This window comes from Spirulina sp. CCY15215 (genome assembly GCF_016888125.1).
Lineage (GTDB): Bacteria > Cyanobacteriota > Cyanobacteriia > Cyanobacteriales > Spirulinaceae > CCY15215.
Map to the genome: position 1 here is coordinate 1 of NZ_JACSWA010000328.1, position 22,918 is coordinate 22,918.

General features: G+C 42.0%; 22 protein-coding genes and 1 riboswitch. Of the genes, 5 read left to right on the forward strand and 17 right to left on the reverse strand.

Annotated elements, in window-relative coordinates; genetic code table 11:
* Window positions 1-226: 226 nt before the first annotated feature.
* The 6 genes from JUI58_RS06340 to recJ form a co-directional block, all read right to left on the reverse strand.
* Window positions 227-1,576 carry a 16S rRNA (cytosine(967)-C(5))-methyltransferase gene (locus tag JUI58_RS06340; RefSeq protein ID WP_204102915.1) on the reverse strand — a complete coding sequence of 450 codons (1,350 nt, stop codon included), beginning with the start codon at window positions 1,574-1,576 and terminating at the stop codon, window positions 227-229.
* A gap of 100 nt (window positions 1,577-1,676) precedes the next feature.
* Window positions 1,677-2,081, reverse strand: coding sequence for a DUF4278 domain-containing protein (locus JUI58_RS06345; protein ID WP_204102916.1), 405 nt, complete (start codon window positions 2,079-2,081; stop codon window positions 1,677-1,679).
* 154 nt (window positions 2,082-2,235) lie between these two features.
* Window positions 2,236-2,982: a HEAT repeat domain-containing protein gene (locus tag JUI58_RS06350; protein ID WP_204102917.1), complete on the reverse strand. Its 747-nt coding sequence runs from the start codon at window positions 2,980-2,982 to the stop codon at window positions 2,236-2,238.
* A gap of 50 nt (window positions 2,983-3,032) precedes the next feature.
* Window positions 3,033-3,536 carry an N-acetyltransferase gene (locus JUI58_RS06355; RefSeq protein WP_204102918.1) on the reverse strand — a complete coding sequence of 168 codons (504 nt, stop codon included), beginning with the start codon at window positions 3,534-3,536 and terminating at the stop codon, window positions 3,033-3,035.
* Window positions 3,537-3,632: 96 nt separating this feature from the next.
* Complete coding sequence (locus tag JUI58_RS06360; RefSeq protein ID WP_204102919.1) at window positions 3,633-3,941, reverse strand: hypothetical protein; 309 nt, start codon at window positions 3,939-3,941, stop codon at window positions 3,633-3,635.
* A gap of 268 nt (window positions 3,942-4,209) precedes the next feature.
* A complete protein-coding gene (gene recJ, locus JUI58_RS06365; RefSeq protein ID WP_204102920.1) occupies window positions 4,210-6,264 on the reverse strand; it encodes a single-stranded-DNA-specific exonuclease RecJ in 2,055 nt (684 codons plus the stop codon).
* A gap of 310 nt (window positions 6,265-6,574) precedes the next feature.
* A riboswitch (Glutamine riboswitch) is annotated at window positions 6,575-6,726 on the reverse strand.
* A 264-nt stretch (window positions 6,727-6,990) separates the two neighbouring features.
* Here recJ and JUI58_RS06375 point away from each other — a divergent pair.
* Together JUI58_RS06375 and JUI58_RS06380 are read left to right on the forward strand one after the other, a co-directional pair.
* Complete coding sequence (locus tag JUI58_RS06375; protein WP_204102922.1) at window positions 6,991-7,191, forward strand: hypothetical protein; 201 nt, start codon at window positions 6,991-6,993, stop codon at window positions 7,189-7,191.
* A gap of 90 nt (window positions 7,192-7,281) precedes the next feature.
* The gene (locus tag JUI58_RS06380; RefSeq protein WP_204102923.1) at window positions 7,282-7,485 is read left to right on the forward strand and encodes a DUF2949 domain-containing protein; all 204 of its coding nucleotides are present in this window, start codon (window positions 7,282-7,284) and stop codon (window positions 7,483-7,485) included.
* A gap of 54 nt (window positions 7,486-7,539) precedes the next feature.
* Here the strand turns inward: JUI58_RS06380 and JUI58_RS06385 are convergent, their stop codons facing one another.
* Complete coding sequence (locus JUI58_RS06385; RefSeq protein WP_204102924.1) at window positions 7,540-8,976, reverse strand: glycosyltransferase family 2 protein; 1,437 nt, start codon at window positions 8,974-8,976, stop codon at window positions 7,540-7,542.
* 234 nt (window positions 8,977-9,210) lie between these two features.
* Between JUI58_RS06385 and JUI58_RS06390 the strand changes: the two genes are divergently transcribed.
* Window positions 9,211-10,434 carry a bifunctional sterol desaturase/short chain dehydrogenase gene (locus tag JUI58_RS06390; RefSeq protein WP_204102925.1) on the forward strand — a complete coding sequence of 408 codons (1,224 nt, stop codon included), beginning with the start codon at window positions 9,211-9,213 and terminating at the stop codon, window positions 10,432-10,434.
* 506 nt (window positions 10,435-10,940) lie between these two features.
* On the opposite strand, the gene mazG is transcribed toward JUI58_RS06390, so the two are convergent.
* From mazG to JUI58_RS06415, 5 genes are all read right to left on the reverse strand, one after another.
* On the reverse strand, window positions 10,941-11,753 hold the full coding sequence (gene mazG, locus JUI58_RS06395) for a nucleoside triphosphate pyrophosphohydrolase (RefSeq protein ID WP_204102926.1): 813 nt from the start codon (window positions 11,751-11,753) through the stop codon (window positions 10,941-10,943).
* Window positions 11,754-11,763: 10 nt separating this feature from the next.
* Window positions 11,764-12,789, reverse strand: coding sequence for a phosphoribosylformylglycinamidine cyclo-ligase (gene purM / locus JUI58_RS06400; RefSeq protein ID WP_204102927.1), 1,026 nt, complete (start codon window positions 12,787-12,789; stop codon window positions 11,764-11,766).
* 35 nt (window positions 12,790-12,824) lie between these two features.
* Window positions 12,825-14,219, reverse strand: a complete 1,395-nt coding sequence (gene argH / locus JUI58_RS06405) for an argininosuccinate lyase (protein WP_204102928.1) — start codon at window positions 14,217-14,219, stop codon at window positions 12,825-12,827.
* A 99-nt stretch (window positions 14,220-14,318) separates the two neighbouring features.
* Window positions 14,319-14,537, reverse strand: coding sequence for a hypothetical protein (locus JUI58_RS06410; RefSeq protein WP_348539848.1), 219 nt, complete (start codon window positions 14,535-14,537; stop codon window positions 14,319-14,321).
* A 135-nt stretch (window positions 14,538-14,672) separates the two neighbouring features.
* Window positions 14,673-16,079 (reverse strand): GAF domain-containing SpoIIE family protein phosphatase, encoded by a 1,407-nt coding sequence (locus JUI58_RS06415; protein WP_204102930.1) that lies wholly within the window; start codon window positions 16,077-16,079, stop codon window positions 14,673-14,675.
* A gap of 204 nt (window positions 16,080-16,283) precedes the next feature.
* Here JUI58_RS06415 and JUI58_RS06420 point away from each other — a divergent pair, with 204 nt between their 5' ends.
* Entirely contained in the window at window positions 16,284-16,439 is a 156-nt protein-coding gene (locus JUI58_RS06420; RefSeq protein WP_204102931.1) for a hypothetical protein, read from the forward strand.
* On the opposite strand, the gene JUI58_RS06425 is transcribed toward JUI58_RS06420, so the two are convergent.
* The 5 genes from JUI58_RS06425 to JUI58_RS06445 all read right to left on the reverse strand — a co-directional run bounded on the left by JUI58_RS06425 (window position 16,400) and on the right by JUI58_RS06445 (window position 21,051).
* Window positions 16,400-16,750 carry a DUF5615 family PIN-like protein gene (locus tag JUI58_RS06425; protein ID WP_204102932.1) on the reverse strand — a complete coding sequence of 117 codons (351 nt, stop codon included), beginning with the start codon at window positions 16,748-16,750 and terminating at the stop codon, window positions 16,400-16,402. The two genes, JUI58_RS06420 and JUI58_RS06425, sit on opposite strands and share 40 nt — an antisense overlap.
* Window positions 16,751-17,083, reverse strand: a complete 333-nt coding sequence (locus JUI58_RS06430) for a DUF433 domain-containing protein (RefSeq protein WP_204102933.1) — start codon at window positions 17,081-17,083, stop codon at window positions 16,751-16,753.
* Window positions 17,084-17,214: 131 nt separating this feature from the next.
* Window positions 17,215-17,541, reverse strand: coding sequence for a hypothetical protein (locus JUI58_RS06435; RefSeq protein ID WP_204102934.1), 327 nt, complete (start codon window positions 17,539-17,541; stop codon window positions 17,215-17,217).
* 63 nt (window positions 17,542-17,604) lie between these two features.
* A complete protein-coding gene (locus tag JUI58_RS06440) occupies window positions 17,605-20,454 on the reverse strand; it encodes a CHAT domain-containing tetratricopeptide repeat protein (protein ID WP_204102935.1) in 2,850 nt (949 codons plus the stop codon).
* Between the two features lie 72 nt (window positions 20,455-20,526).
* Window positions 20,527-21,051 (reverse strand): hypothetical protein, encoded by a 525-nt coding sequence (locus JUI58_RS06445; protein WP_204102936.1) that lies wholly within the window; start codon window positions 21,049-21,051, stop codon window positions 20,527-20,529.
* Between the two features lie 815 nt (window positions 21,052-21,866).
* Here JUI58_RS06445 and JUI58_RS06450 point away from each other — a divergent pair.
* A complete protein-coding gene (locus tag JUI58_RS06450; RefSeq protein WP_204102937.1) occupies window positions 21,867-22,793 on the forward strand; it encodes a hypothetical protein in 927 nt (308 codons plus the stop codon).
* Window positions 22,794-22,918 lie beyond the last annotated feature (125 nt).

The following is a 22,918-nucleotide window of genomic DNA, read 5'->3' on the forward strand; positions in this document are numbered from 1 at the left end:
TTAATTAGGGTGCTTTTGTATTGCACTTTTAACAGGACAATTACTGTATCTAATTAAACAACCCTGTACGCATAGCGGTTTTGCTCTTTCGAGCCTCATGCCTTTAGGCTGAGGTTCCTGACAGATTGGTTCATTTTACCATTTTTGATTCCGCGATCGCGCTTTTTCTTAACAAAATTTTCTGGCTAAAATTAGAAATCTTAACAAAATAAAAGATTCAATAATTTTAGCCTTCTGTATTGTTGATTAATTTAACCATAAAAAAACCGTCCATTGCTTGTTGTGTCGGTAAAATTTTGAGCCAACCATGAGGAAAAAATAAGGTTGAGAAAGGAAAGGCGATCGCGGGAGTCTGGATACTCCAGTGAGGATGCGATCGTAAAAAAGTCGTAATAATCTCTTCGTTTTCTAGAGAGTTGAGGGTGCAAGTCGCATAGACTAAAATTCCTCCCGGTTTGACCCAAGTTGCGGTACTTTTGAGTAGGTTTTGTTGCAGCATCACCAGTTGAGAAATTTTCTCGGGTGTTTGTCGCCAACGGATATCGGGATGGCGATGCAGGGTGCCTAAACCTGAGCAAGGAGCATCTACTAAAACCCGATCGCCTCTACCAACAAATTCAGCAATATCGCAACTATCTCCCTTACGAATTGAAATAGAATTTAACTGCAAGCGTTGGATATTTTGTTGTACTTTTCGTAAGCGACTTGCAGCGCGATCGCAAGCCCAAATTGTACCGCGATCGCCCATTAATTCGGCGATATGATTGGTTTTTCCACCAGGTGCCGCACAAGCATCAATAATTGTTTCTCCAGGTTGGGGATCGAGGAGATGGGAAACGAGTTGAGCGCTGCTATCTTGTACTGTCCATAAACCTTCTTTAAAGCCTGGTAATTGGGAAATATTACCGAGTTTTCCTTGCAAGCGTAAGGCTTGGGGAAGTAAAGGGACAAGGGTTGTTTTAATATCTGCTGCTTCGAGGCGCGATCGCATTTCTTCTAGGGTCGTTTTTAAGGGATTAACTCGCAGATCTATCGTGGGAGTTTGGTTAAACCACTGACAGAGTTTTTCTGTTTCTTCGAGGCCAAATTGAGATATCCATGCCTCTATCGTCCAATCGGAAAAACTATGTAAAATTCCCAAAGATTGTATCTTATCTTCAGGTAGTTTTAAAGGATCGCTTTCCTCAAGACTCAAACGTAAATATTGACGTAAAATGCCGTTAACGACTCCAGATAGGCGCTGAAAGCCATTCTTTTTGGCTAATTCAACCGCAGTATTGACAGCAGCAGAGTCGGGAATTTGGTCGAGATAGCGCAACTGATATAAGCCGATCTGAAGAATGATGCGTAACTCTAAGGGTTGTTGTTTGGCGGACTTTTTTCCTAATTGGTCGATGAGGCAATCGAGCGATCGCTGTCGTCGAATGATACCATAAACTAACTCTGTGGTTAATCCTCGATCAACGGGTTTAATTTCAGGATTTTGCAGAGTGCGATCGAGGGCAATATCAGTGTAAGCTCCTTGACTATAAATTTGTTTGAGGGCGTTAAATGCGAGTTGGCGAGAGTCGTGCATGGGGGGGAAAATCGAGAGACAGAAAAAAGAGCATTACTCTATCGTAACGCTCTTGGGAAATTTTGAGATATAAACCAGTTAGTAGGGTCAAAAAATAACGTTATACCATGAGTTCTTGGGATTCTTTTTCTAATAACTGAACAAGTCTTGTATCTCCTTTTTCTCGGGCAACTTGTAAGCGATAATTGAGATTATGTCGCAGGTTACTTTGATGAATATCGGCAAGATTGAATTTATTTTTCTCTGGCGATCGCGGTTTTTGTTCGCAGGTTTTGGCGATCGCAGCCAGTTGAGCATTTAAACTCATTTCAGTTTGAATTAATGGACAAGTTTGATAAGCCAAACCGCGATATTGTAAGCGAGGTTTCGGCTTAAGTTTGGGTACGTGTCTGGGATAGCGACGGTGATATTGTTGTCCTCGATATGTCCCAATAATATTACTTTCAGAAACTTCTAAAGATAGAGCCTCACTCTTGTAACTAACGCCGCGATAACAAAGATTCATGGTTTTTACCTTCCGATCTGAAAAATGGATACAAAATCAAATTTTATTTCTGTATCTATTTTGACAATTTTTTGGATAAAAGTCATCCTAATTTAAAAATCTTGATGAAATCTTGATAAATGGACGGTAATTGATCCCCCTTGCTTTATCTTGGTTAAATCAATCCTTCCAGTTCGAGTTCTTCGATAGTTTGCAGCCCTCGGGGATCGCCGACACGCAAGAGCGCATCTTTAGCATCTTCTGTTACCCCAATTTCTTCATCCTCAACCAAGGCTTCGAGAAGGGCATCGATCGCCGTCGCATAGACGACATTAGAGGGCAATTCGCGGGCGAGTTGTCCTAACGCCCAAGCACAGTTACTGCGTACAGCAGGCACGGGATCGCGCCGCAAACCTTCGATTAAAGGGGCAATGGTAACGATAACATCTTCATAGTCTAAATGAGCAATTTGCGCCAGTCCGCTTGCCGCCCAGAGACGCACGGCAGAAATATCGGTTCTGAGGGCTTTGGTAAGGAGTCCGACAGAACGGCGATCGCGACAGTTCCCTAATGCCCAAATAATCCCTTTTCGCACGTAGCCATTCCAATCTTGATAATATTGCTCAATCAGGGGTTCAACGGCATCTACGCTCGTATTGCGCCCCAGTCCGTAAGCCGCACTCACCCGCACGAGGGGACAAATATCCCTTAAGAGGCGAATGAGATGGGGAACGGCTCTTTCGTCCTGAATTTCGCTAAAAGCCCGCGCTGCGATCGTCCGTTGGGCAGGATCGGCAGAAGCAAGTAAGGGCAGCATTTCTTCGACGTTGGGGGCTGCTGGCTCTTCTGGGCTGAGGTCTTCATCTAGAGGTTTTTCCAATTCACCCTCAATATTGAGAGTGCTGAGGTCGTTTTCATTCATTGGCGATGGGTCTTATCTCCATTCTTAATTGCCTGTCCAATAACGGTTTATTATTTTGGCTCTATAAGTTTTTTTACCATTAAAAGGGATTGTGTTTCATAACCCAAGCGTTCGTATAAGTTTAGGGCAGGGAGATTATGGCTGAAAACGTGAACGCCGATTTGACCATCGCCGCGCTCTCGAGCTAGAGTATGAGCGTAGTGCATTAATGCCGAGCCAATACCGCGCTGGCGGTGTTCTGGATGGACGTAAAGTAGAAAAATATAAGTATAGCGATCGCCGTTAATTTGCTCGATCGCATTGCCTATCCACAAACAAGCTATTTTTTCTGGTTTGCCCTCTGCTCCCTTTTCTCCCACTGGAATTACCCAGTAAAGGGAGGTTTCGGGGGAAAAATAATGCCCAATAGTCTGAGCAAGATGGGAAAAACTCTCTTGTTCGGGAAAAAGTTCTCGATAAGTTAGGATCATAAATTGAAGGAGGGAAGCGCGATCGCTTAGGATTCCCTCTTTCAGTTGATATCCAGTTGGTAATTGGGAAATTTCAAAATTCAAAGGTTTTAAAACTCAAGAAAATACAAACTTCTCGACTCTGCTGTTTAGGCTGCGCTATATTTTAATTGTGAATTTTGAACGCCCCCTAAATCCTAATTACTCTTCTGGGTACTCTTCTGGGTCAGAAGGCTTTTTTCCAATTTCTAAGGCTTTACGGCTAGTTTTGAGTTCTTTCCAGAGCAATTTAATTTTTTGATAGGCTTCCTCAGAAGAAAGTTTACCTGCGGTTTCTAAATTACACAAATAGTTTACCCGTTGGGCAAATTCCTGCAAATTGGCATTAAAGACGAGGTTTTGAGGACTGAAATCACCATAATAGATAGATTTCGGGTAAAGAAACCGATCTGCATCTGAAGAATTGGGTTGTTTTGCATCTGAAGAATTGGGTTGTTTTGCATCTGACATTTCTGAATTACCCTCTTTACATTTGTACTATATTAGAGGCGATCGCTTAGTAATTTACCGACAGCAAATTTTAGCCCTCTAGAATTAGTTTGTCGATCACCTTCATTATAGACTGAACTCGAATTTCTTAACCTTTACGGAGATACATAACATAGTTATATTATGATTGCGATCGCTATTTATATTCATTTATACTCATTATCGGTATTCTTGTTAGGGATTGTCTCTGTTGTTAAGGGTTGTTAAGGGTTGTTAATTTGCCCTGCTCTCAACCTACATTTGCTTCCTTTTTTTCCGGCATTTTCAACGCATCTAGTGCTACTTTGACTAATCCTAATAAATAAGGGTTACTCATGTCAAGTTTTTTTGCCGCGTCTCGCGTTTTTCCTAGAAGTGCTGTTTTGGCACCAGGAGTTAAAACTAAAACTTCACCGCGATCATTTTTAATTCGCAGTTCATTAATAGAACTCCAAAAACTGCAATTAAAAGGACGGTTTTTATAAACGAATTTAGCTTTTTTGATGTCATCTTTAGGTATTGCGTGCCTACTTACGACTTTTCGACTCTCATTTTGAGATTCTTCCTGGGTTTGAGTTGCAAGTCTTACCCCAACAATTTCCAGTTCAATATTAGTTGCACCATTAAAGGTATTTTCTTTCAATTTATAGGCAATATCGAGAGTATTGGGTAAAGGATAATATTCCCCCCAACGCCAGGCGATCGCCTTAATCTGATACCTTTTCCCCGCAATTTTTTGCTCCAAAGTAAGTTTGAGATGGTTTCCTTTCAAGGTTTCCTGATTCAAAATACAAACATTAGGAGTCCAAAATACCGGGGTTGCATTGCCAATTCCCCAAGGTTGTAAACTTTCGATTTGTTCATAAAAATATGCGGTCACGCAATCCAAATTGACTAAAGTATCCACATTCACTAAGGGCTTTAAATGTTCTATTTGCAAACATTGACAGGCAAATTCACTTAATTTTCTCTGGAAATCGGAAAAATTTTCCGACGCAAAACTAAATCCTCCTGCTGCTTGATGACCGCCAAATTTTCCGAGTAAATCTTGGCAGTAATTTAAGGCTTCAAAAACATTAAATTCAGGAATTCCCCGCGCCGATCCGCGCATCATCTTCTTATCATCTTCACTGGTACAAATAAATACAGGAACACCATATCGTTCTACTAAACGAGAGGCAACAATACCAATAACACCATGATGCCAAGTTTCACCAAATATAACTAAAACTCTATCTTTTTTATAATCAATTTTTCCTGCTTCAATCTGTTGGATAGCCTCGAGTCCAATTTGTTCGCAAAGTTGCTGACGTTTGCCATTGATTTCCTCGCATTGATTGGCTCTTTCTGAAGCAATATCTTTATCGTCTGTGGTTAGTAATTCAATCACGATTTCTGGGTCATTAATGCGCCCTACTGCATTAATTCTTGGTCCCAGACGAAAGCCGATCGCATCGGGTTTAACCGGCTTTTTCTCATCTTTAACTCCCGATAATTCCATTAATGCTTGTACCCCTGCCAGTTCCGATTTTGCCAACTTTCTCAAACCTCGTTTTAACCAACGTCGATTCACTCCAGTAAGAGGAGCAAGATCGGCAATTGTCCCTAATGTAAATAGCTCTAATAAAGTATTCGTTAAACCTCGCAAAGCACCCAAACGCTGCCCCGTTGTCACCGCCAAAATATAAGCAACACCTACCCCAGCTAAACCGCGATAGGGAGAATTTTCAGGAATGAGTTTAGGGTTAAGAATCGCATCTGCGGGGGGAATTTTTTCTGGGACTTCGTGATGATCGGTAATAATAACGCTTATTCCCAAATCAACAGCTAAGGCGATAGGATCGTAAGCAGAAATGCCATTATCTACGGTCAGAATTAATCCTATTCCCTGTTCGGCAAATTCTGTGACAATGCGTTCATTAATGCCATAACCATCTTTCATACGACTGGGAATAGCATAATCGACATTGGCACCAAAAGCTCTCAGGGCGCGTAATAATAGGGCTGTACTGGTCATCCCGTCAGCATCATAGTCCCCGCAAATGGCAATCTTTTCTCCTTCTGAAATTGCCTCTTCTAAGAGATCGACACTTTTCTTTAAATCGGGAAATTCTTCTAAGGGAAGCGGTAACTTCTCTGTTTCTGGATTGAGATAAAATTGAGCCTGTTCTGGGGTTTTAATACCACGCTGAATTAACACCTGGGCAAGAAGAGGCGATAATCCCGTAACTTGGACTAACTCAGCAATCTGTTCTGGAGATTCTGAGGCAATATGCCAGCGTTGTTGAGGAATGTTTGTCGTCATTTTTTGATTTTGAATTATTTCTTCCTCTGTCTATTTGGGATCGAGTGTATCATCTTAAGAGGTGGTAAAAAATTTAAACGGATTGAATTTATTACTTATTAATAAGATCGCAACAATAGGAATTTTAACGATTAAAGGGGAAAATAATAGACTAACAAACAAGCAAACCAGAGCGACGATCGCGGCAGTCACTTTAATGATCTCTTCATTACTGTTGAAATTCAAGCAGATTGCCATAAATGCAATTGATAAACCAATTGTTAGAGGTGCAAACATAATAGTCCTACATTTTTTAATTTGAGAAGGATGCAGTGCGTTCCTTCGGTCATCAACCTACTTCCGTCTCTCCACATTGGGCGCTATTTCATACGTCACTTTTAGCGCTAAATCTTTCAGGGTTCAGAAAAATCTTAAAACCGATTCAGTTCGGTAGCGTTATTTTTCGGTGGGGAGATGAACGTTTCACATTCGTTTACATTTCTACACCCATTTTTTCACCTTGTCAAGGGTATTCCTTAAGATTTAATAAGTTTGGCGGCGATCGCGATCGCACAGTATTGGGGATCGCCATCGCTAAGTTATGGGGATCGCGATCCCCTCGTTAGCCGATCGCGATCGTGCCAAAATTCGATCAAATTCACACCAGATAGACGGGATCGATCGCTCTATCTGTTGAAGAATTAGGGGACACTTAGAATTGTATTGTTCGGATAGGTTTTTGAGACTATGTTACCTTCCCTAAGTTTACTTCCCGATTCGATTCCGGAAATCCTAGCAACTGTCAGCGAAACGGGCAAAATTTCCCAGACAGATAGGTACGGACTGATGGCAGCAATGTTGGAAGAGTCTTTAGGGGAAGAAGAAACCCGCGCCATTAACCGTCTCCTTCGCGCCATTAATCGAGGCAGAATAAAAATCATCCCGTAAGACAGGGAATTAGAACAGGGAAAAATTTTTCAAACCGTTAAACCATTTAAGACAACCTTTTTATTAATCAACACATTATTTAGGAAAACCATGAAATCCACCATCGCCACTCGTTTTATTAACTTCTTACAAGACGAACTTGCCCTTCCTAGCGATTCTATCAACTTAGCATTGCGCCATAGAGAACAGTCTCCTAGTCTCCTCCCCATGATTCTCTGGCAATATGGATTAATCAGCCTCGAACAAATGGATAGGATATTTGATTGGTTGGAAAACTCTTATGTAACGGGTTAAGACCCATATATATTATCTAGGAACGTTAAATTTAACGTCCCTACATGGTTTTTGTTAGCTTGCTTTTAAGCCCTCTTGAACAACGCCTTGATGGGTTGTTTTCACCCACTTTAAGCGCTTGGGACGTACAGACATCCTTGCAGTGGTTACAGGCATAACAAAGAACCAGTGGGAGAGATAAAACGTGCCGAGAAGAGATTCCCCGCCTAACCTCAAAACGTCTTTAAAATTAAATTGTTCTGGGTTTTTCACGCGATATAAGCCGATAAACGTACAAATGGTCGAAAAGGCGATCGCGCAACTGGATAAAATACCCAAAATTGGCCAATGATGGCGCACTAATACCATTGCAAAATCCGCGATCGCCGCCGTGGGAAGCAGATAATGAATTAGAACAAAAGTGAGTAAATCCCATGTTTTCGTAAAGCCCATGCGGTTGCTGACAATTAAACGCCAATAGTCAAGATAGCGCTGATAGCCTCCCTCTGCCCAACGGCTGCGTTGATGCCAGAGGGAAATAGCCTTGGTCACACCTTCTTCATTAACTGCTGGGAAGAGAGAACAACCAATATCCCAGCGATCTAAGTGCAGGCGAATGGTTAGATCGAGGTCATCGGTAATGGTTTGCTCATTCCAGCCCCCACAACTCGCTAAGGCTTTGCGCCTCACAAACTGACCATTGCCGCGTAATTCTCCCATACCACCGATGGCAATGCGTTTCTGTTGGAAATAACAATCTAAGGCCATCTCTGCCCTTTGTCCTTTTGTCCAAAAATTCTCATTCGCATTGGCGATCGCCTTACGGACTTGGACGGCTCCCATATTTTCATCATCGAACATGGGAACTACACGGCGCAATAAATCTGCATCTACTGTAGCGTCGGCATCAAAAACGGCAATAATTTCCCCTTTCGTTTTGGGGAGGACTTGGTTTAATGCCCCAGATTTGCCACCTCCGGCACCTACAGGACGATGTACGACCCTTAATTGGGGATATTGCAGGGCGAGGGTATCTAAAATTTCTGGGGTGCGATCGTCGCTGGCATCGTCAATGAACCAAACTTCGTAGCGATCGCCAGGATAGTCTAAATTACAGAGAATTTTCACGAGGCGATCGATCACAGCCTCTTCATTTTTGGCTGCGACTAGCAAAGAGACCATCGGGGCATCTGCCAGTTGGTCATCCCTTAACATAGAGGGCATAGGGTCCGCTTTTGCCAGCATCAGTCGCAGAAAATAAACCACCAAAATCCCCGTCAGACTCATAACCAGCCAAAATCCCCAAGAGACGAGATGGAGGGTGACAACGACTCCCCAAACTGCGATCAGGAGAAAGGCTGCTTTACTTCTGCGCCCTTCTATACCTTGGAAAAAATCACTTCTAAATTCTTCTTCTTCGTCTTCTGGGTCTTCCCATTCCGAGAGAAAGGAACTTAAGGGATCGAGTTCGGGTTCATTTTTATTGTCTGACCAAGAATTTTCTTCTGGCATAATGGCGATCGCTCCGCTAAATGTAAACGAGATAAAGACAAAAAATAGATTTTATTCGGTTCTTTGTGTCTCATTGTATCGGAAACTGTTAAAATTCTTAGCGAAATTTTAAGTAAGCGATCGCCTTTAGGCAAATCGATGACGCAAAAATAGCGAAAGAGGAAGAATTTCCCTTAGAATATGGGGTGTTTCGCAGTTAACAAACCTTTACTTTAATTTTCTAATTTTAACAACATGATACAGAGTGATTGGCTGGTGGCGATCGCCGTGGGATTAATAACGCTTCTCTGGGTGGAATTGGTCAGAGATACTTATCACGTCCTCTCTCACCATTGGCAACCGTTATATCGCTTGCACGTCTGGCATCATCGGGTTTTTCGTCCCGATCTTTCTGTAGCCAGCGAGACGATTTATCGACAAGCGCACTGGTATAACGATGTGCCGGAATCTTTGGTTATGCTGGCTATGAGTGGTTTGCCGATCGCCATTTTATATAGTACGAATTTGCCTCATTTCTGGTTGGCTGGGTTAGGTTCTATCTATACTCTAACTTTCTTATTGGGGGCGATCGCGCGGGGATGCGGTTTGGCCTATGCTGATGAGTTAACTGATTTAACCCATCGACCAGGGGAATTTGCCAGTTTACCTTCTCGTTGGTTGGTCAATCGTCCTTATCATTGGCGACACCATTTTGACAATCAACAGGCTTATTATTGTGGGACTTTAACGTTGGTGGATAAGGTTATGGGGACAGCACTTTCTCTGAAGGGAAAAACGATCGCGGTTACTGGTGCTTCGGGGACTTTAGGGCGATCGCTTCTCGCACAATTGCAACAAAAAGGAGCAAAAGTTATTGCTTTGACTTCTACTGCGAAAGAGATTGTTTTAGCAGGGGAAAATAATCCTATTTCTTCTTTGGTTTGGCAAGTAGGAGAAGAAGCGAAACTTGTAGAAGAATTAAAAAAGATTGATATTTTGATTCTCAATCATGGTATGAACGTACATGGGGAAAGAGATAAAGAGGCGATCGCGCAATCTTACGAAGTTAATACTTTCTCAAGTTGGCGATTTCTAGAACTGTTTTTAACGACTGTCCGCACCAATAAAGAAATTGCAACTAAGGAAGTTTGGGTGAATACTTCAGAAGCAGAGGTAAATCCCGCTTTTAGTCCCCTCTACGAACTCAGCAAGCGTACTTTGGGAGATTTAGTCACTTTGCGTCGTTTGGATTCTCCTTGTGTCATTCGCAAGCTAATTTTAGGACCTTTTAAAAGCAATTTGAATCCCATTGGTATCATGTCGGCGAATTGGGTTGCTAGGCAAATTGTCAATCTTGCTATTCGAGACACTCGCAATATTATTGTTACGATCAACCCCATTACTTACATCGCTTTTCCCTTGAAAGAATTCTTTGTTTCTACTTACTTTCGCTTCTTTTCTCGAGGAAAAGTACAGTAACAAAACATTAAACAAAACATTATCCTCAGAAGTGCGATCGAGGTATCTTTAATGACCTAATCATCAAATTTGCTCCCTTATTGCACAAAATTGTCTTTCTGTCAACTCTTTCTTTATAAAACTTCAATTTCTTGCTAGAGAAGGTTTTTATCGATCAAATCGGAGTAAAAGAAGTGGATCGGCGCAAACCCTTGATCTAACGTTGTTAAACTGGGTTAAACTGGCAAATTGCTACAAAACGGGCGATTATATCTCCTCTTCTTAAAATAGCAGATCTATGGCACAGAGACAAACAACGCTAACTCGCGGTTTCATGAGAACAAATTCCCTCAATTAAGAAACATTAAGCCCTCTCAATTAATCTCAATTAATAGAAAAAACAAAACAAAAGCATGAAAAGCATATCCTGTCATTATGTAACGCTTTCTGCACTTTATTCTCAAGCTAAATTTGCCCGCATTATCAAAGTTGGGAGTCTAGGAGGGCTAAAACTGAGTAATACCTGTCTATTCCTGTTGTGCTAAATGAATTTTTGCACGTTCCCAAAGGCGATCGAGTTCTGCCAAACTGTATTGAGTGAGAGGGCGATCGGCGAAGTTTTCCATCTTTTGTAAACGCTGTACAAAGCGCTGATTTGTCCCTTGTAAGGCTTGAGATGGATCGAGATCGTACCAACGGGCAATATTAATCACCGTAAACAATAAATCGCCTAACTCGGCTTGTTGATGTTCTTTATCTTCACTTGCTAAGGCTTCTTGAAATTCGCCTAATTCTTCTTGAAACTTGCCCCAAACATCTTCAATTTTATCCCATTCAAACCCCATTGAAGCTGCTTTTTTCGACATTTTCAGGCTGGCAGTTAAAGGGGGAAGAGTGCGAGAATAGCGATCTAATTTGCGGCTGAGAAGTTGTGCTTCTGCGACAGTCTCCCCTTTTTCTGCGGCCTTAATTTCCTCCCAATTTTGGTTAACCTCTCTCACACTTTCTACTTCTAGATCGCCGAAAACATGAGGATGACGGCGAATCAGTTTTTCACTAATCCCTCGCGCCACTTCTGCTAGAGTAAATTGTTCATATTCTTGGGCAATTTGTGCTTGGAGGACAACCTGTAGGAGAAGGTCCCCCAATTCTGCCGCGATCGCCTCGCGATCGCCGCTTTGAATGGCCGTAACAGTTTCATAAGCCTCCTCAATAATGTAGGGGATCAGAGTTTGCGGAGTTTGTTCAAGATCCCAAGGACAGCCACCATGAGGCGATCGCAATTTAGCAACAATATCGATTAATTCTTGCAAAGCGTTAAGGGTATTTTGGTCGGACATAAATTTGAGCCTACTCATTCATAACTAATGTACCGTTACCGCTAATAACTTCACCGATCGCATAGCCCTCGAAACCGCGATCGCTGAACCATTTCGCTGCATCTTCAGCCTGTTGGGGGGGAACAATAATAATATATCCCAACCCCATATTAAAGGTTTCAAACATGGCCTTCTGGGAAACTTCTCCCCGATCTGCTAACCATTGAAACACCGGGGGAATTTTCCAAGCTGCGGGATCGATCCTTACCGATCGATCGCTATTGAAACACCTAGGCAGATTTTCCGGCAACCCACCCCCAGTAATGTGAGCCATGCCGTGAATATCGAGGGATAATCCTAGGGCTTCAAGAATGGGTTGGACATAAATCCGAGTAGGAGTGAGAAAAATTTCCCCTAAACTTTGACCCCCCAATATTTCTGGGCGATCGTGCCAACTCAATCCCTGTATTTCCATCACTTTACGCACCAAGGAAAAACCGTTACTGTGCAGCCCGCTACTAGCTAAGGCGATCGCGCGATCGCCCACTTCTACGCGAGAACCATCTAACAATTGTTCCTTCTCCACAATTCCCACACAAAAACCCGCCAGATCGTATTCCCCAACGGGATAAAAGCCTGGCATTTCGGCGGTTTCTCCCCCCAATAGCGCACAACCACTCTCGCGACAACCCGAGGCAATTCCCGCCACAACTGCCGCCAATTGTTCCGGTTCTAATTTACCCGTGGCCAGATAATCCAAGAAAAAGAGTGGTTCCGCTCCTGTTGTGAGAATATCGTTAACACACATAGCAACCAAATCGATGCCGACGGTATCGTGACGGTTGACCGCGTTAGCGATTTTTAACTTAGTTCCTACGCCATCGGTCCCAGAAACCAAAACGGGTTTTTCATACCCCGTCGGCAATTGAAAACACCCTGCAAAGCCTCCCAAAGCCCCTAAAACTTCGGGACGCTGGGTACTTTTTACATCTTGACGAATGCGATCGACAAAGGCGCGACCTGCCTCTACATCAACCCCTGCTGCTCGGTAATCCATCAAAGTCCCCCAAGATAATGCGATTGTAATGCAATTTAAGTGCTATGGCCTTCTAATAACTGCACCTTCGCCTCCTTAATGGCATTGCGAACTTGTTCAAAACCTGTCCCTCCATAACTATTTCGGGCTGCAACCACTTGTTGAGGGGCGATCGCCTGATAAATATCCTCCTCAAATTTGGGATGAAGTGCTTTCCATTCCTCCAAAGTGAGTTCCTTGAGCAATTTTCCGGCGGCTAAACTGGTTTTTACGGCTTTCCCAACCAAATTATAAGCCTCTCGAAACGGTACGCCTTTGGTTGCTAAATAATCCGCTACATCCGTTGCATTGGAAAAATCTTCATCTACGGAACTCATGAGGCGATCGCGGTTAAATTCCAGTCCTTCTCGTAACAAAACCGTCATCGCCCCCAAACATCCTTGCACGGTTTTGACCCCATCAAAAAGAGCCTCTTTATCTTCTTGCAAATCCTTGTTATAGGCCAAAGGTAAACCTTTCATTAACACTAACATTCCCTGTAAATGCCCAAAAACACGCCCAGTTTTTCCCCGCACTAACTCAGGAACATCGGGGTTTTTCTTTTGGGGCATAATACTCGAACCGGTGGAACAATTATCTTTGAGGGTAATAAAATTAAACTCTTGGGAAGCCCATAAAATAAGCTCTTCGCTGAGACGGCTTAAGTGAACCATAATCAAACTCGAAGCGCAGAGAAATTCGATCGCAAAATCGCGATCGCTGACTCCATCTAAACTATTACCATATAATCCCCCAAATTCCAGTTCAGAGGCGGTATAGTGGCGATCGATGGGAAAGGTTGTTCCGGCTAATGCCCCGCACCCTAAAGGAGAAATATTGGTGCGCTTGTAAACTTCTCCTAAACGTTCCCAATCCCGTTGTAACATCTGGAAATAAGCAAGAAGATGGTGAGCCAAACTCAAAGGTTGCGCCCGTTGAAGATGAGTATAACCTGGAATCATGGTTTCAACATTTTTTTCCGCGTGTTTAAGGAGAACCTGTTGCAAACCTCGCAATTGTTCGCGAATTTCCTCAATGCGATCGCGCAAATAGAGGCGAATATCTGTACCGACTTGATCATTCCGCGATCGCGCTGTATGTAGTTTTTTGCCTGCATCTCCCACCAACTCCGTTAAGCGACGTTCGACGGCAAAATGAACATCTTCTGCTTCAATACCAGGATTAAAATGCCCTTCTTGATATTCTAAAAGAATTTGTTCCAATCCCGTGATTAATTGCAGGGCTTCATCTTTACTAATAATGCCCGTATGTGACAGCATTTTGGCATGAGCAATAGAGCCACGAATATCGTATTCAAGTAATTCAATATCGAAACCGATGCTGGCATTAAATTCAGCAATAATAGGATTTAGGGCGCTTTCAAAGCGATCGCTCCAAGTTTGTTTTGGCATAGTGAAAGATAAGGGATAATAGGAAAGGATGAGAGATGAAACATAAATTTATCTGTTACCTGCCTCCAACTGGTGAGAGGTAACTAATGACTGAAATAACTAGCTTGCTGTTAGTCCGCGAACGACATAACCAATCACAAAGCCAATAATTAAAGCCCAAACTTGTCCCGAAGCAATGAAATGATTAAAGGCATCTTGCATTTGCCCGATTACATTAGTATCGCTGATCTGTTGTGCGAGAAATATCCCCTTCAGAGAAAGATGTGGCAATGTAATTGATAAAGTATCTTGACAGTGCAAAATAGAGTGCCAATTCATATCGATCGCCTCTAAGCCAGTAATTAACATAATTTTGTTCTCCTCGTGTAATAGATTCCGTCCTTTGCATTTTACAACCCCGATCGCCGATTCCCAACAGAAACTCCTTAATTATCAACTATCAACTATCAACTATCAACTATCCTCTGTTACCTGCATAACCACTAAAGTCATGTCATCTTCGTAACGGTTTCCTTCACCGATGAACTGTTTAAGGCGATCGAAGAGAAAATCGAGAATAGTTTGAGGGCGATCGCCTTGCTTGCAAACTTGTTCTACAGTCGCAACAAGTCGTTCTTCATCGAAGCGATCGCCTTCTTGATTGACGGCATCGGTAAAGCCGTCTGTATAATAGATTACTGTATCTCCTATTTCTAGCTGAATTTTGTCATCCTCATATTGGGAATCAATTTCTAGCCCGATGAGCATTCCCCAAGTATCTAATTTACAAATAGATTGAGTGGAAGCCTGCCAAAGTAAGGGAGGATTATGGGCAGCATTTGTATAAGAAAGAATGCGAGTTTGAGGATCGTATTCTGAATAAAATAATGTCAAGAAACGATGAGATTTTTCGAGGTCATCGTACATGACACGATTGAGATGATTAAGAATTTTAGCAGGAGGATGACGATTAAGAACTTCTGCCCGCAACATCCCCCGAGTCATGGTCATAATCAACCCAGCCGGTACACCTTTGCCCATAACATCGCCAATAACAATACTCCAAGGAACTGATGAGGGAAACTGTTGGGGAGAGGAGCTAAATTGTTCATAATTAGCGGGAATAAAATCATAATAGTCCCCTCCAACGCGATTGGCAGTTTGACACCTGGCTGCTAATTTTACTCCGGTAATAATGGGACATTTTTTGGGGAATAAATGATCTTGAATTTCCGAAGCAATTTCCAATTCGCGATCGAGACGTTCTTTTTTTCGTAGTTCATTAGCAAGCTCATTATTGGCGATCGCCACCGATGTTTGATCGGCAACTAACTGTACTAATTTCTTCCGCGTTGAAGTCCAACTATAGTTGGGATCGTAACTAAAAACATAGAGTCTACCTCGGTCTTCATTTTTAACAAGAATGGGAGTCCCGAACAAATGGACTTCTTCACCTAAATCATTTTGCAATTGTTCGTCTAAAAAATTAGCTTTAAAAGAGGTTGATGAAGGAGAAGTGGGATAACTCAAGGCAATTTCTCGAGTAATGCGTTCGAGCGATCGCCGCATATTTTGACAGGACTGACCTTCCTGACAGTGTAGTTGCTCCAAACGGGGCTGGCCGTTGGGTTTGAGCAAAACCAAAGCACCCCCATCTGCATCCGTAACTCGCGCAGCCATGAGGGGAACAATTTCCAGAAATTGATTAAGATTATTAAAACTGCGTAGGGCAAATCCTAACGAACTGAGGAGGTTTTGAATGCGATTTTGCTCGCGATGCAACCGCGCAACCAAATCTTTGAGGACGGCAACGGGGGGAGTCTGCGACACAGTATTATTATGAGCAGAAGATTGAGGGTGAGGAATGGGAGCAGCAGTCATAAAAAATTATTCGTATTCGCTATTTGTTATTGCTTATTTGTGTCTCATGACAAATAATCGATCGCTTGTTACCCATAACTCAGACTAATAAATAGGGTAGTCTCAAGAGAGATATCACCATCTAGAAGATTTGTCAAGGGCAAATTTTATAAATCTAGTGCAAACCCAGACTCGATAGGCTCGAACCTGACCGACTGACTCACGATGGGGTTATTCTTTGCTTTTAGAGAAATCTTAAAGGCGATCGCTTTTCTGGGCTGTCAAATTGCGATCGCGATCGTGGTAGCTTTTTTTCACACCATAACTCGCTGTTTTGTAATTTATTCCGATGGAGAAGAACGATTCACTCGAATCAATTGACCTTGTAATGTTTCCAGACTAGAAATAGCTACGTTAATCCTCTTTGCCACTCTTTCAATATTTTCTGGATCGTCCCGACAAATAATAATACCTAGGTGTTCTGGTCGTTGATAATGCAATTTGAGAAAATCAATACGATTCAATGTTAAAACAGCACGATTATCCTGAATGGCAAATTCTAATACCTCTGGATCGGGAATTTGTAGATTTGCTTTTCCGGCTTCTTGTACAGTTAAAACATCGTGACCCATCTCTCGAAGATAGTTTACAATTTGCCGGGGAAATTGTTCATCCGCATAAAAACGTGCCATCTAATCTAATTCCTCATTTTCACGAATATCCCAATCAATTTCTTTGGAAAATGCCTCTGCATAAGCCCAAGCATTGACTAGATCCGTTGCGGTAATTGTCGGATAATTGTCAAGTAAATGAGCTTCAGATGCCCCCAAACGACGGGCATTGACTAAGACCCAAACGGGAATGCGCGTTTTCCCAACACAAGCACGTCCTCCGCAGACTCCTGGTGTTTTTTCTATTCCTTGCCAGCTATTTGCTAAACTTTGAGAAAGGATGGAAATGGCTTGGGCTTTCTCTGGGGCAGTAAGAGATAAAAGTTGGGGTTCTATATCTTTGAGGGTGGTCATGGTGGGATAAAGGTAAGTTGCTAATGATTATTGTACTTTTTGTCCTGCTGCGATCGCAATCGATTAAATTACTTGGTAGAACAAACATCAGGATTGAAATCAATTGCTGTAAATTCTTTAGCCATATTCTTCTATTTTTTTGCAAACAATTCTAATCTATGGCGATCGAAAAGATCGATCGCTTCAATCTCTCCATGCCGATCGACGCTAAAAACAATACAATAGTTATGAGGAATAAAGATAGCATAAAATTCTTCATTGGCAGAAGTTGTGAGTTCGGCAATTTTCCCCAGTTTTCGCACTTCTGTTTTGTTTTCCCATTCGGCTGAAAAGTTTTCTAAGGAGGCGATCGCTTTTACAATATCGTCTTTCTTTTCTCCTGACAAGATATCTAAGGTCGGCAGCAGACTACTATCGATTTTGACTTTTCTTTTGATTTGACTGGCTTGGGTTGTCATGATTTTTTCTCTACCTCTTCTTTCTATTCTAATACAGAAACAAGAAGGCGATCGCCTGAGTTGTTAACGCTGTCCCATGACGGTAAAACCCGCCCAGTTTTTGGGTTCGGGATGGGTTGCTCTAATCGTTAGCATTGCCTGACGCAACGCCTGGGCTTTGTTGGGGGTATTTTGCAGATTTTGATAAAATTCTGTCATGAGGTCGGCTGTGGGGGCATCGGGGATGTTCCAGAGGGACATAACCACGGTGGGTACACCTGCGTTGATGAAGGCACGAGATAAACCGACAATACCATCGCTGGTCACTCTTCCCAGTCCGGTTTGACAGGCACTCAGGACAACGAGATCGGCGTTGAGTTGCATATTATAGATTTCTAGGGCGGTGAGAAGTCCATCGTTGAGGGTGTTGGTAGGGTCTAAGGGGTCGTAGTTGGGGTCTGAAGTGAGGGCGATCGCGCCTAAGTTATTGTTTAAAACACTGCCTCGAAAGCCGTCTAAAAGTCCGTGAGTGGCGAAGTGGAGGAGTTTGGCGCGGGGCATTTGGCGGGTAATGGCGGTTTCGCTGGCATCTGCCCCGAGGATGGGGCGACTCTGGAGGAGTTTGGCGATGGTTTCGGCTTCTCGTTGGGTGTGGGGGAGAGGGTCTAAACTTGCGACGCGATCGAGGGAAATATCGTAATATTTCGGCATGATGGGATTGCCAACGATGAGGGCGTTTTCTCCTTTAAAAGTGGTGGGTTTGGGTTTTCGAGTGGTGCTGAGGAGTTGAATGGAGGGGGAAGTGGAAATGGTATGCTTATCGATGAGGTATTGCCCAGAAGCATCCGTGAGGGCGGGGAAGGGGACGAAAAAGAGATCGCGATCGGGGATGAAGATGACGGATGCTTCGGGGTCTGTGGGGAGAAGGTCGGCGATCGGATCGATGAGGAGTTGATGGAGTTGTTTTAGGGAGTCTTCATCCAGTTGGCCATATTCTCCATTGAAGATGTCAAACTGTCCTCCCGATTTAGAATTAGAGAGGTTTTGCCCTCTGCTGGCAAGTTCATCTAAGATAGTTTGAGTCGTTGCAATCTCACTTCGATCGGCAGCGACTCGGCGAGCGTTTCCCAGAGTTATAAAACATCCAATCAAACTGAAAGAATTGAGGGTTAATAGTAAAATTAAAAGTTTACAGAAACGTCGCCTAGGATTTTTGTAAATCAGAAAATAGACTAAAGCGATATTGCTACCAAGAAGAGTTAAGATAAATAGGAATATGAGAAAGAGATTGTAAGGGTTAATGTATATATCCCAAAACAGTTGCGATCGAATTAAGGTAATATCAAGGGTTTCGTCAGAGGGTGTTTGATAATCCCAAAGGTGTCTAAGATCAATGGAACGAAAAGTAATAGTACCGTCAGGTTTAATAACCCAACAATAAATTTCAGCTTCTCTTTCTTGTGTTTTTCCTTCAATTTGAAAGCCATCAGAAATTACTGTGTATTCAACGATAGTTGAATTTTGCTCTCTAGCAGTTTTTTTCAAATCTTGAACAGTTATATTTTTGTAAGGAATGTCTTGTTTAGCGCTCAATTGCTCAATGAGCGATCGGGTTCTTCCTCTCTCTGAAATAACTAAAGCATTTTCTATTTTGTTTAGAGCAATTAAGGCTTTTTGTAAATTCTTATAAGTACCAACTCGTTTTTCAAATAGTTCAATTCTTTCGTTATCAGGTAATCCTTCTTGAAGAATTTCTTGTATTTGAATTGCTTGAATCAAAAATTGCTTGGCTTGTTCGGATTTACCGGATTTTAAGGAAACAAGACCTAAGTTACTAAGAGATGCTGCTTGTTGCTCTTTGTTGCCAACTTGTTGCGCTATATTCAAGGACTTTTGATGATACTCAAGTGCTTTGGAATATTTCTCTAAAGATTGATAAACAACTCCAAAGTTATTTAGGGTTTGAGATTCAATCAGCTTATTTCTACCATTATTCACCATATCTAGAGACTGCTGATGATGCTTTAGTGATTCTGAATGATTGTCCAAAAGATGATAAATAACTCCTAAATTATTGAGAACTCTAGCAATTCCATCGATATCTTTCATCTTTTTTCTTATCTCGAAGACTCGTTTAAATATTTTCAGAGCTTCTGTGTACTCTCCGAGAGACAGATAGATAAGTCCCAGATTATTTAGAGCAGTAGATTCGCCTGATTCATCTTCAATGTCCTGTACAGTTTTCAAGGATTGTTCTAAAACAGAAAGACCCTGTGAATGTTGTCCTAGAATCATATACATTGAGGCCAAACTATTTGCAGAAGTAACAAGCACCTTTTTATCTCCAACCTCTTTTGCAAAAGTAAATGCTCGTCTGAAAGCAATGAGAGATAAATCATATCGGCTAAGATTCAGATATACTATGCCTAATCCATTATAAGCAGTGGCCATGCCTTTCTTATCACCAAACAGTCTTTGAATCTTGATCGATTCTTGATATAAAGGGATAGCTTCTTCGTATTTTTCCATCACGATGTGAGCTAATCCTAAATTCATCAAAGAATCACCCACTGCTTTTCTATTCCTAAGTTCTTTATTGATTCTAATAGATTTATTGATTAATGCGACTGCTTTTTCAGGTTTATTATCATAGGTATGAGCTAATCCCAAAGCATTAGAAGCCTTAGCTATACCCTGCTTATTTCCGATCTTTTCGTAAATTTCTAATGACCTTTGCCAAGATTGGATTGCTGATTGTAGCTGATCGTTTTCTTCATATTGAATTCCTGCTTCAAATAATCGATCGCCTTCTCTCTTCAAATCAGCCTCACTCTGCGCCAATAATACTATTTCCCCACGCACGGGAGACACCACCTCACCCGCACCTATCCCCATCAACACCGCTAATCCAACAATAGTAAACCGTTTGATCATCTTTCTAATTAATCGATCATTTGTCTTGCTTTTGCTTTAATTTGCTCTATATCAAAAGGAATTGATTCGCCGCTATCGATGCCTTTTTGAATTTCTCACCTCCAATTCTAACTTAGTCTCATCATCATTTCCTGTATAAACCGTTAATTTTGTCGCTGCTAGATTAAAACTAGAGTTGGGTTTCTTTTTTAAAGCCTCCAACTCAATCCTTGCTGTTTTAGTATTCTCCACTTCAAATCCCGTGATAGGCTGAACAGTCAAAGTTTCATACCCTCGAATACTGGCAGAATCTTTACTTTCAGGAATTTCTTCCTCTCCCAGAAACAGAACAGTTTTCACCTCCTCAAGGGGAAACGTCTTCTCTTCACCGTTATACTCAAAACCGATCGCCTTTTCATCTATATTCTTTAAATATCGTCCCGTGAGAGTTTCCCCATTAGCTAACTCCACCGTTACCGGAGAAAGTCGCACTTCTATAGAGTTAGTAGGAGTCTTAGAGGTTGCCCCAGTAGAATTGTCTGAGGGAGAGACTTGGCAACCACTGACCCCCAAAAAAAGAAGGGAGGAAAGCAGCAGCGATCGAAGTTTGGTTTTCATCGTACAAAAATGCCCTAAAGCATCGAATACAGGACTTTAATTCTATACTACTGTAATGATTGAATATTATCGTAGTGGGAGCGTCTCGCTCCCTAGTTGTCTGTCATCGTACAAAAATGCCCTAAAGCATCGAATACAGGACTTTAATTCCATACTACTGTAATGATTAAATATTATTGTAGTGGGAGCGTCTCGCTAGTGGTCTGTCAAGGATTTTTTGGCGGGTAAGGGCGATCGCGATAACCCTAATCCATTTCAATGGATTTTTTGTATGAGACAGGGATTTTCAATCCCTGGCGGATCGGGCTATACTCGTCATTTTAAGTATGACAGGCTGCACTAGGTTTTTTATTACGGTTAATTTTCCAGATTTGAGATTATTTCCCCCAGATTTGGGAGCGATGAGGCAAAATATCGATAGATCCCCCCCAACCCCCCTTGATAAGGCAGGGATTATTCACTGACTAGAGAAAAAGACTGTAACCCCGATCATGTCGTTGTAGAACAGATGATTGCTAACGAAAAATAAGGGATTGTAACAATTTTCTCTGCTTAATGAATAGTCCCTGCCCTTGATAAGGGGGGAGAATCCCAAAGTCTCCCTTTTTAAGAGGGGAGAATCCCAAAGTCTCCCTTTTTAAGAGGGGAGAATCCCAAAGTCCCCCTTTTTAAGGGGGATTTAGGGGGATCGAAACGTATCCTATTTGTAACTAGCAACTCGGGTTAATATTCTAACATTAAGTTTAGGGCGCAAGCATTGCGCCCCTACCCTCCATTTTGTAGGTGTGTATTAAAAAAGCCAAAATAACTACACTATGTCCGAAAAGAAAACACCTGACTTGTTGAGCAAATTTGCAGGACTTCTCACAATAATTGGAGGTGCATTGTATTTCACAGGTTGGATTTATCGTTGGGCGTATTTTAGCTTCTTTCAACTGGAAATTACAACCCTTGATTTCCCTCATCAATCCTTTCTATTTGTTCCCTTACAAGTCTTTTTTGGCAGTTTTGCTACTTGGGATAGCCTCAAACAAATTGCTTTATCTCTCCTTCTCTTTCTCCTTGTCATTTATCTTGGCATCCCCTTTACTCTCTGGCTAATCGAGAAAATTAGCATCCGCATTTCCCACATTTTTAACTTTATCAAACAAACCTTACAGAATAAACATCAACAACTCAAAAACTATCTGACTCAAAATAGACCTCTTGCCCGAAAAAATGCTAGGAAACGCTTTTTAGTAGCACAACTGCGTAATATTCTCACCTTATTAATTAACATCCTAAAACCTCTCAAATTTCAGCCCATCGACTATAAAAAAAGCCTCTGGGATGAAACAATTATCATTTTTTGGATACTCATTTTATTATTTCTTCTGGCACGAAACCAAGGAATCGTCGATGCGCGGAGAGATGCCGGAAAAGATTCCAAATTACCCAGTATTACTCTAATTGTCCCTGAAAATACCCTCGCTTTTGGTAACACTCCAGATAATCCTCAAACCTTGAAAGGATTTCAAATTATTGGCGATGCCAAGCGCTATGCCAATATACAAAATACTCCCATTAATGACCCCGATCGCGATCGCGTTTGGCGATTATTACTGGATAGCGAAGGATTCTTCTATCTGTTCAAAAGTCTGCCAGAAAATGCTACCCTAGAACAGCGCCCGATCCTCTTCATTATTCAAGGCAGTTTTAATGGTAGTTCCTTGGTGATTCTCAGCCCTTCTCCCGCAAAATAATAGGTTTAAAAAATGGGTGCATCTCAAAGCAAATTTACAACATTGCTCCGAATAATTAGAGCTAGGGAGCGAGACGCTCCCACTACAATAAACCATAATGGGGGTAGTGCGAGCATCTTGCTCGC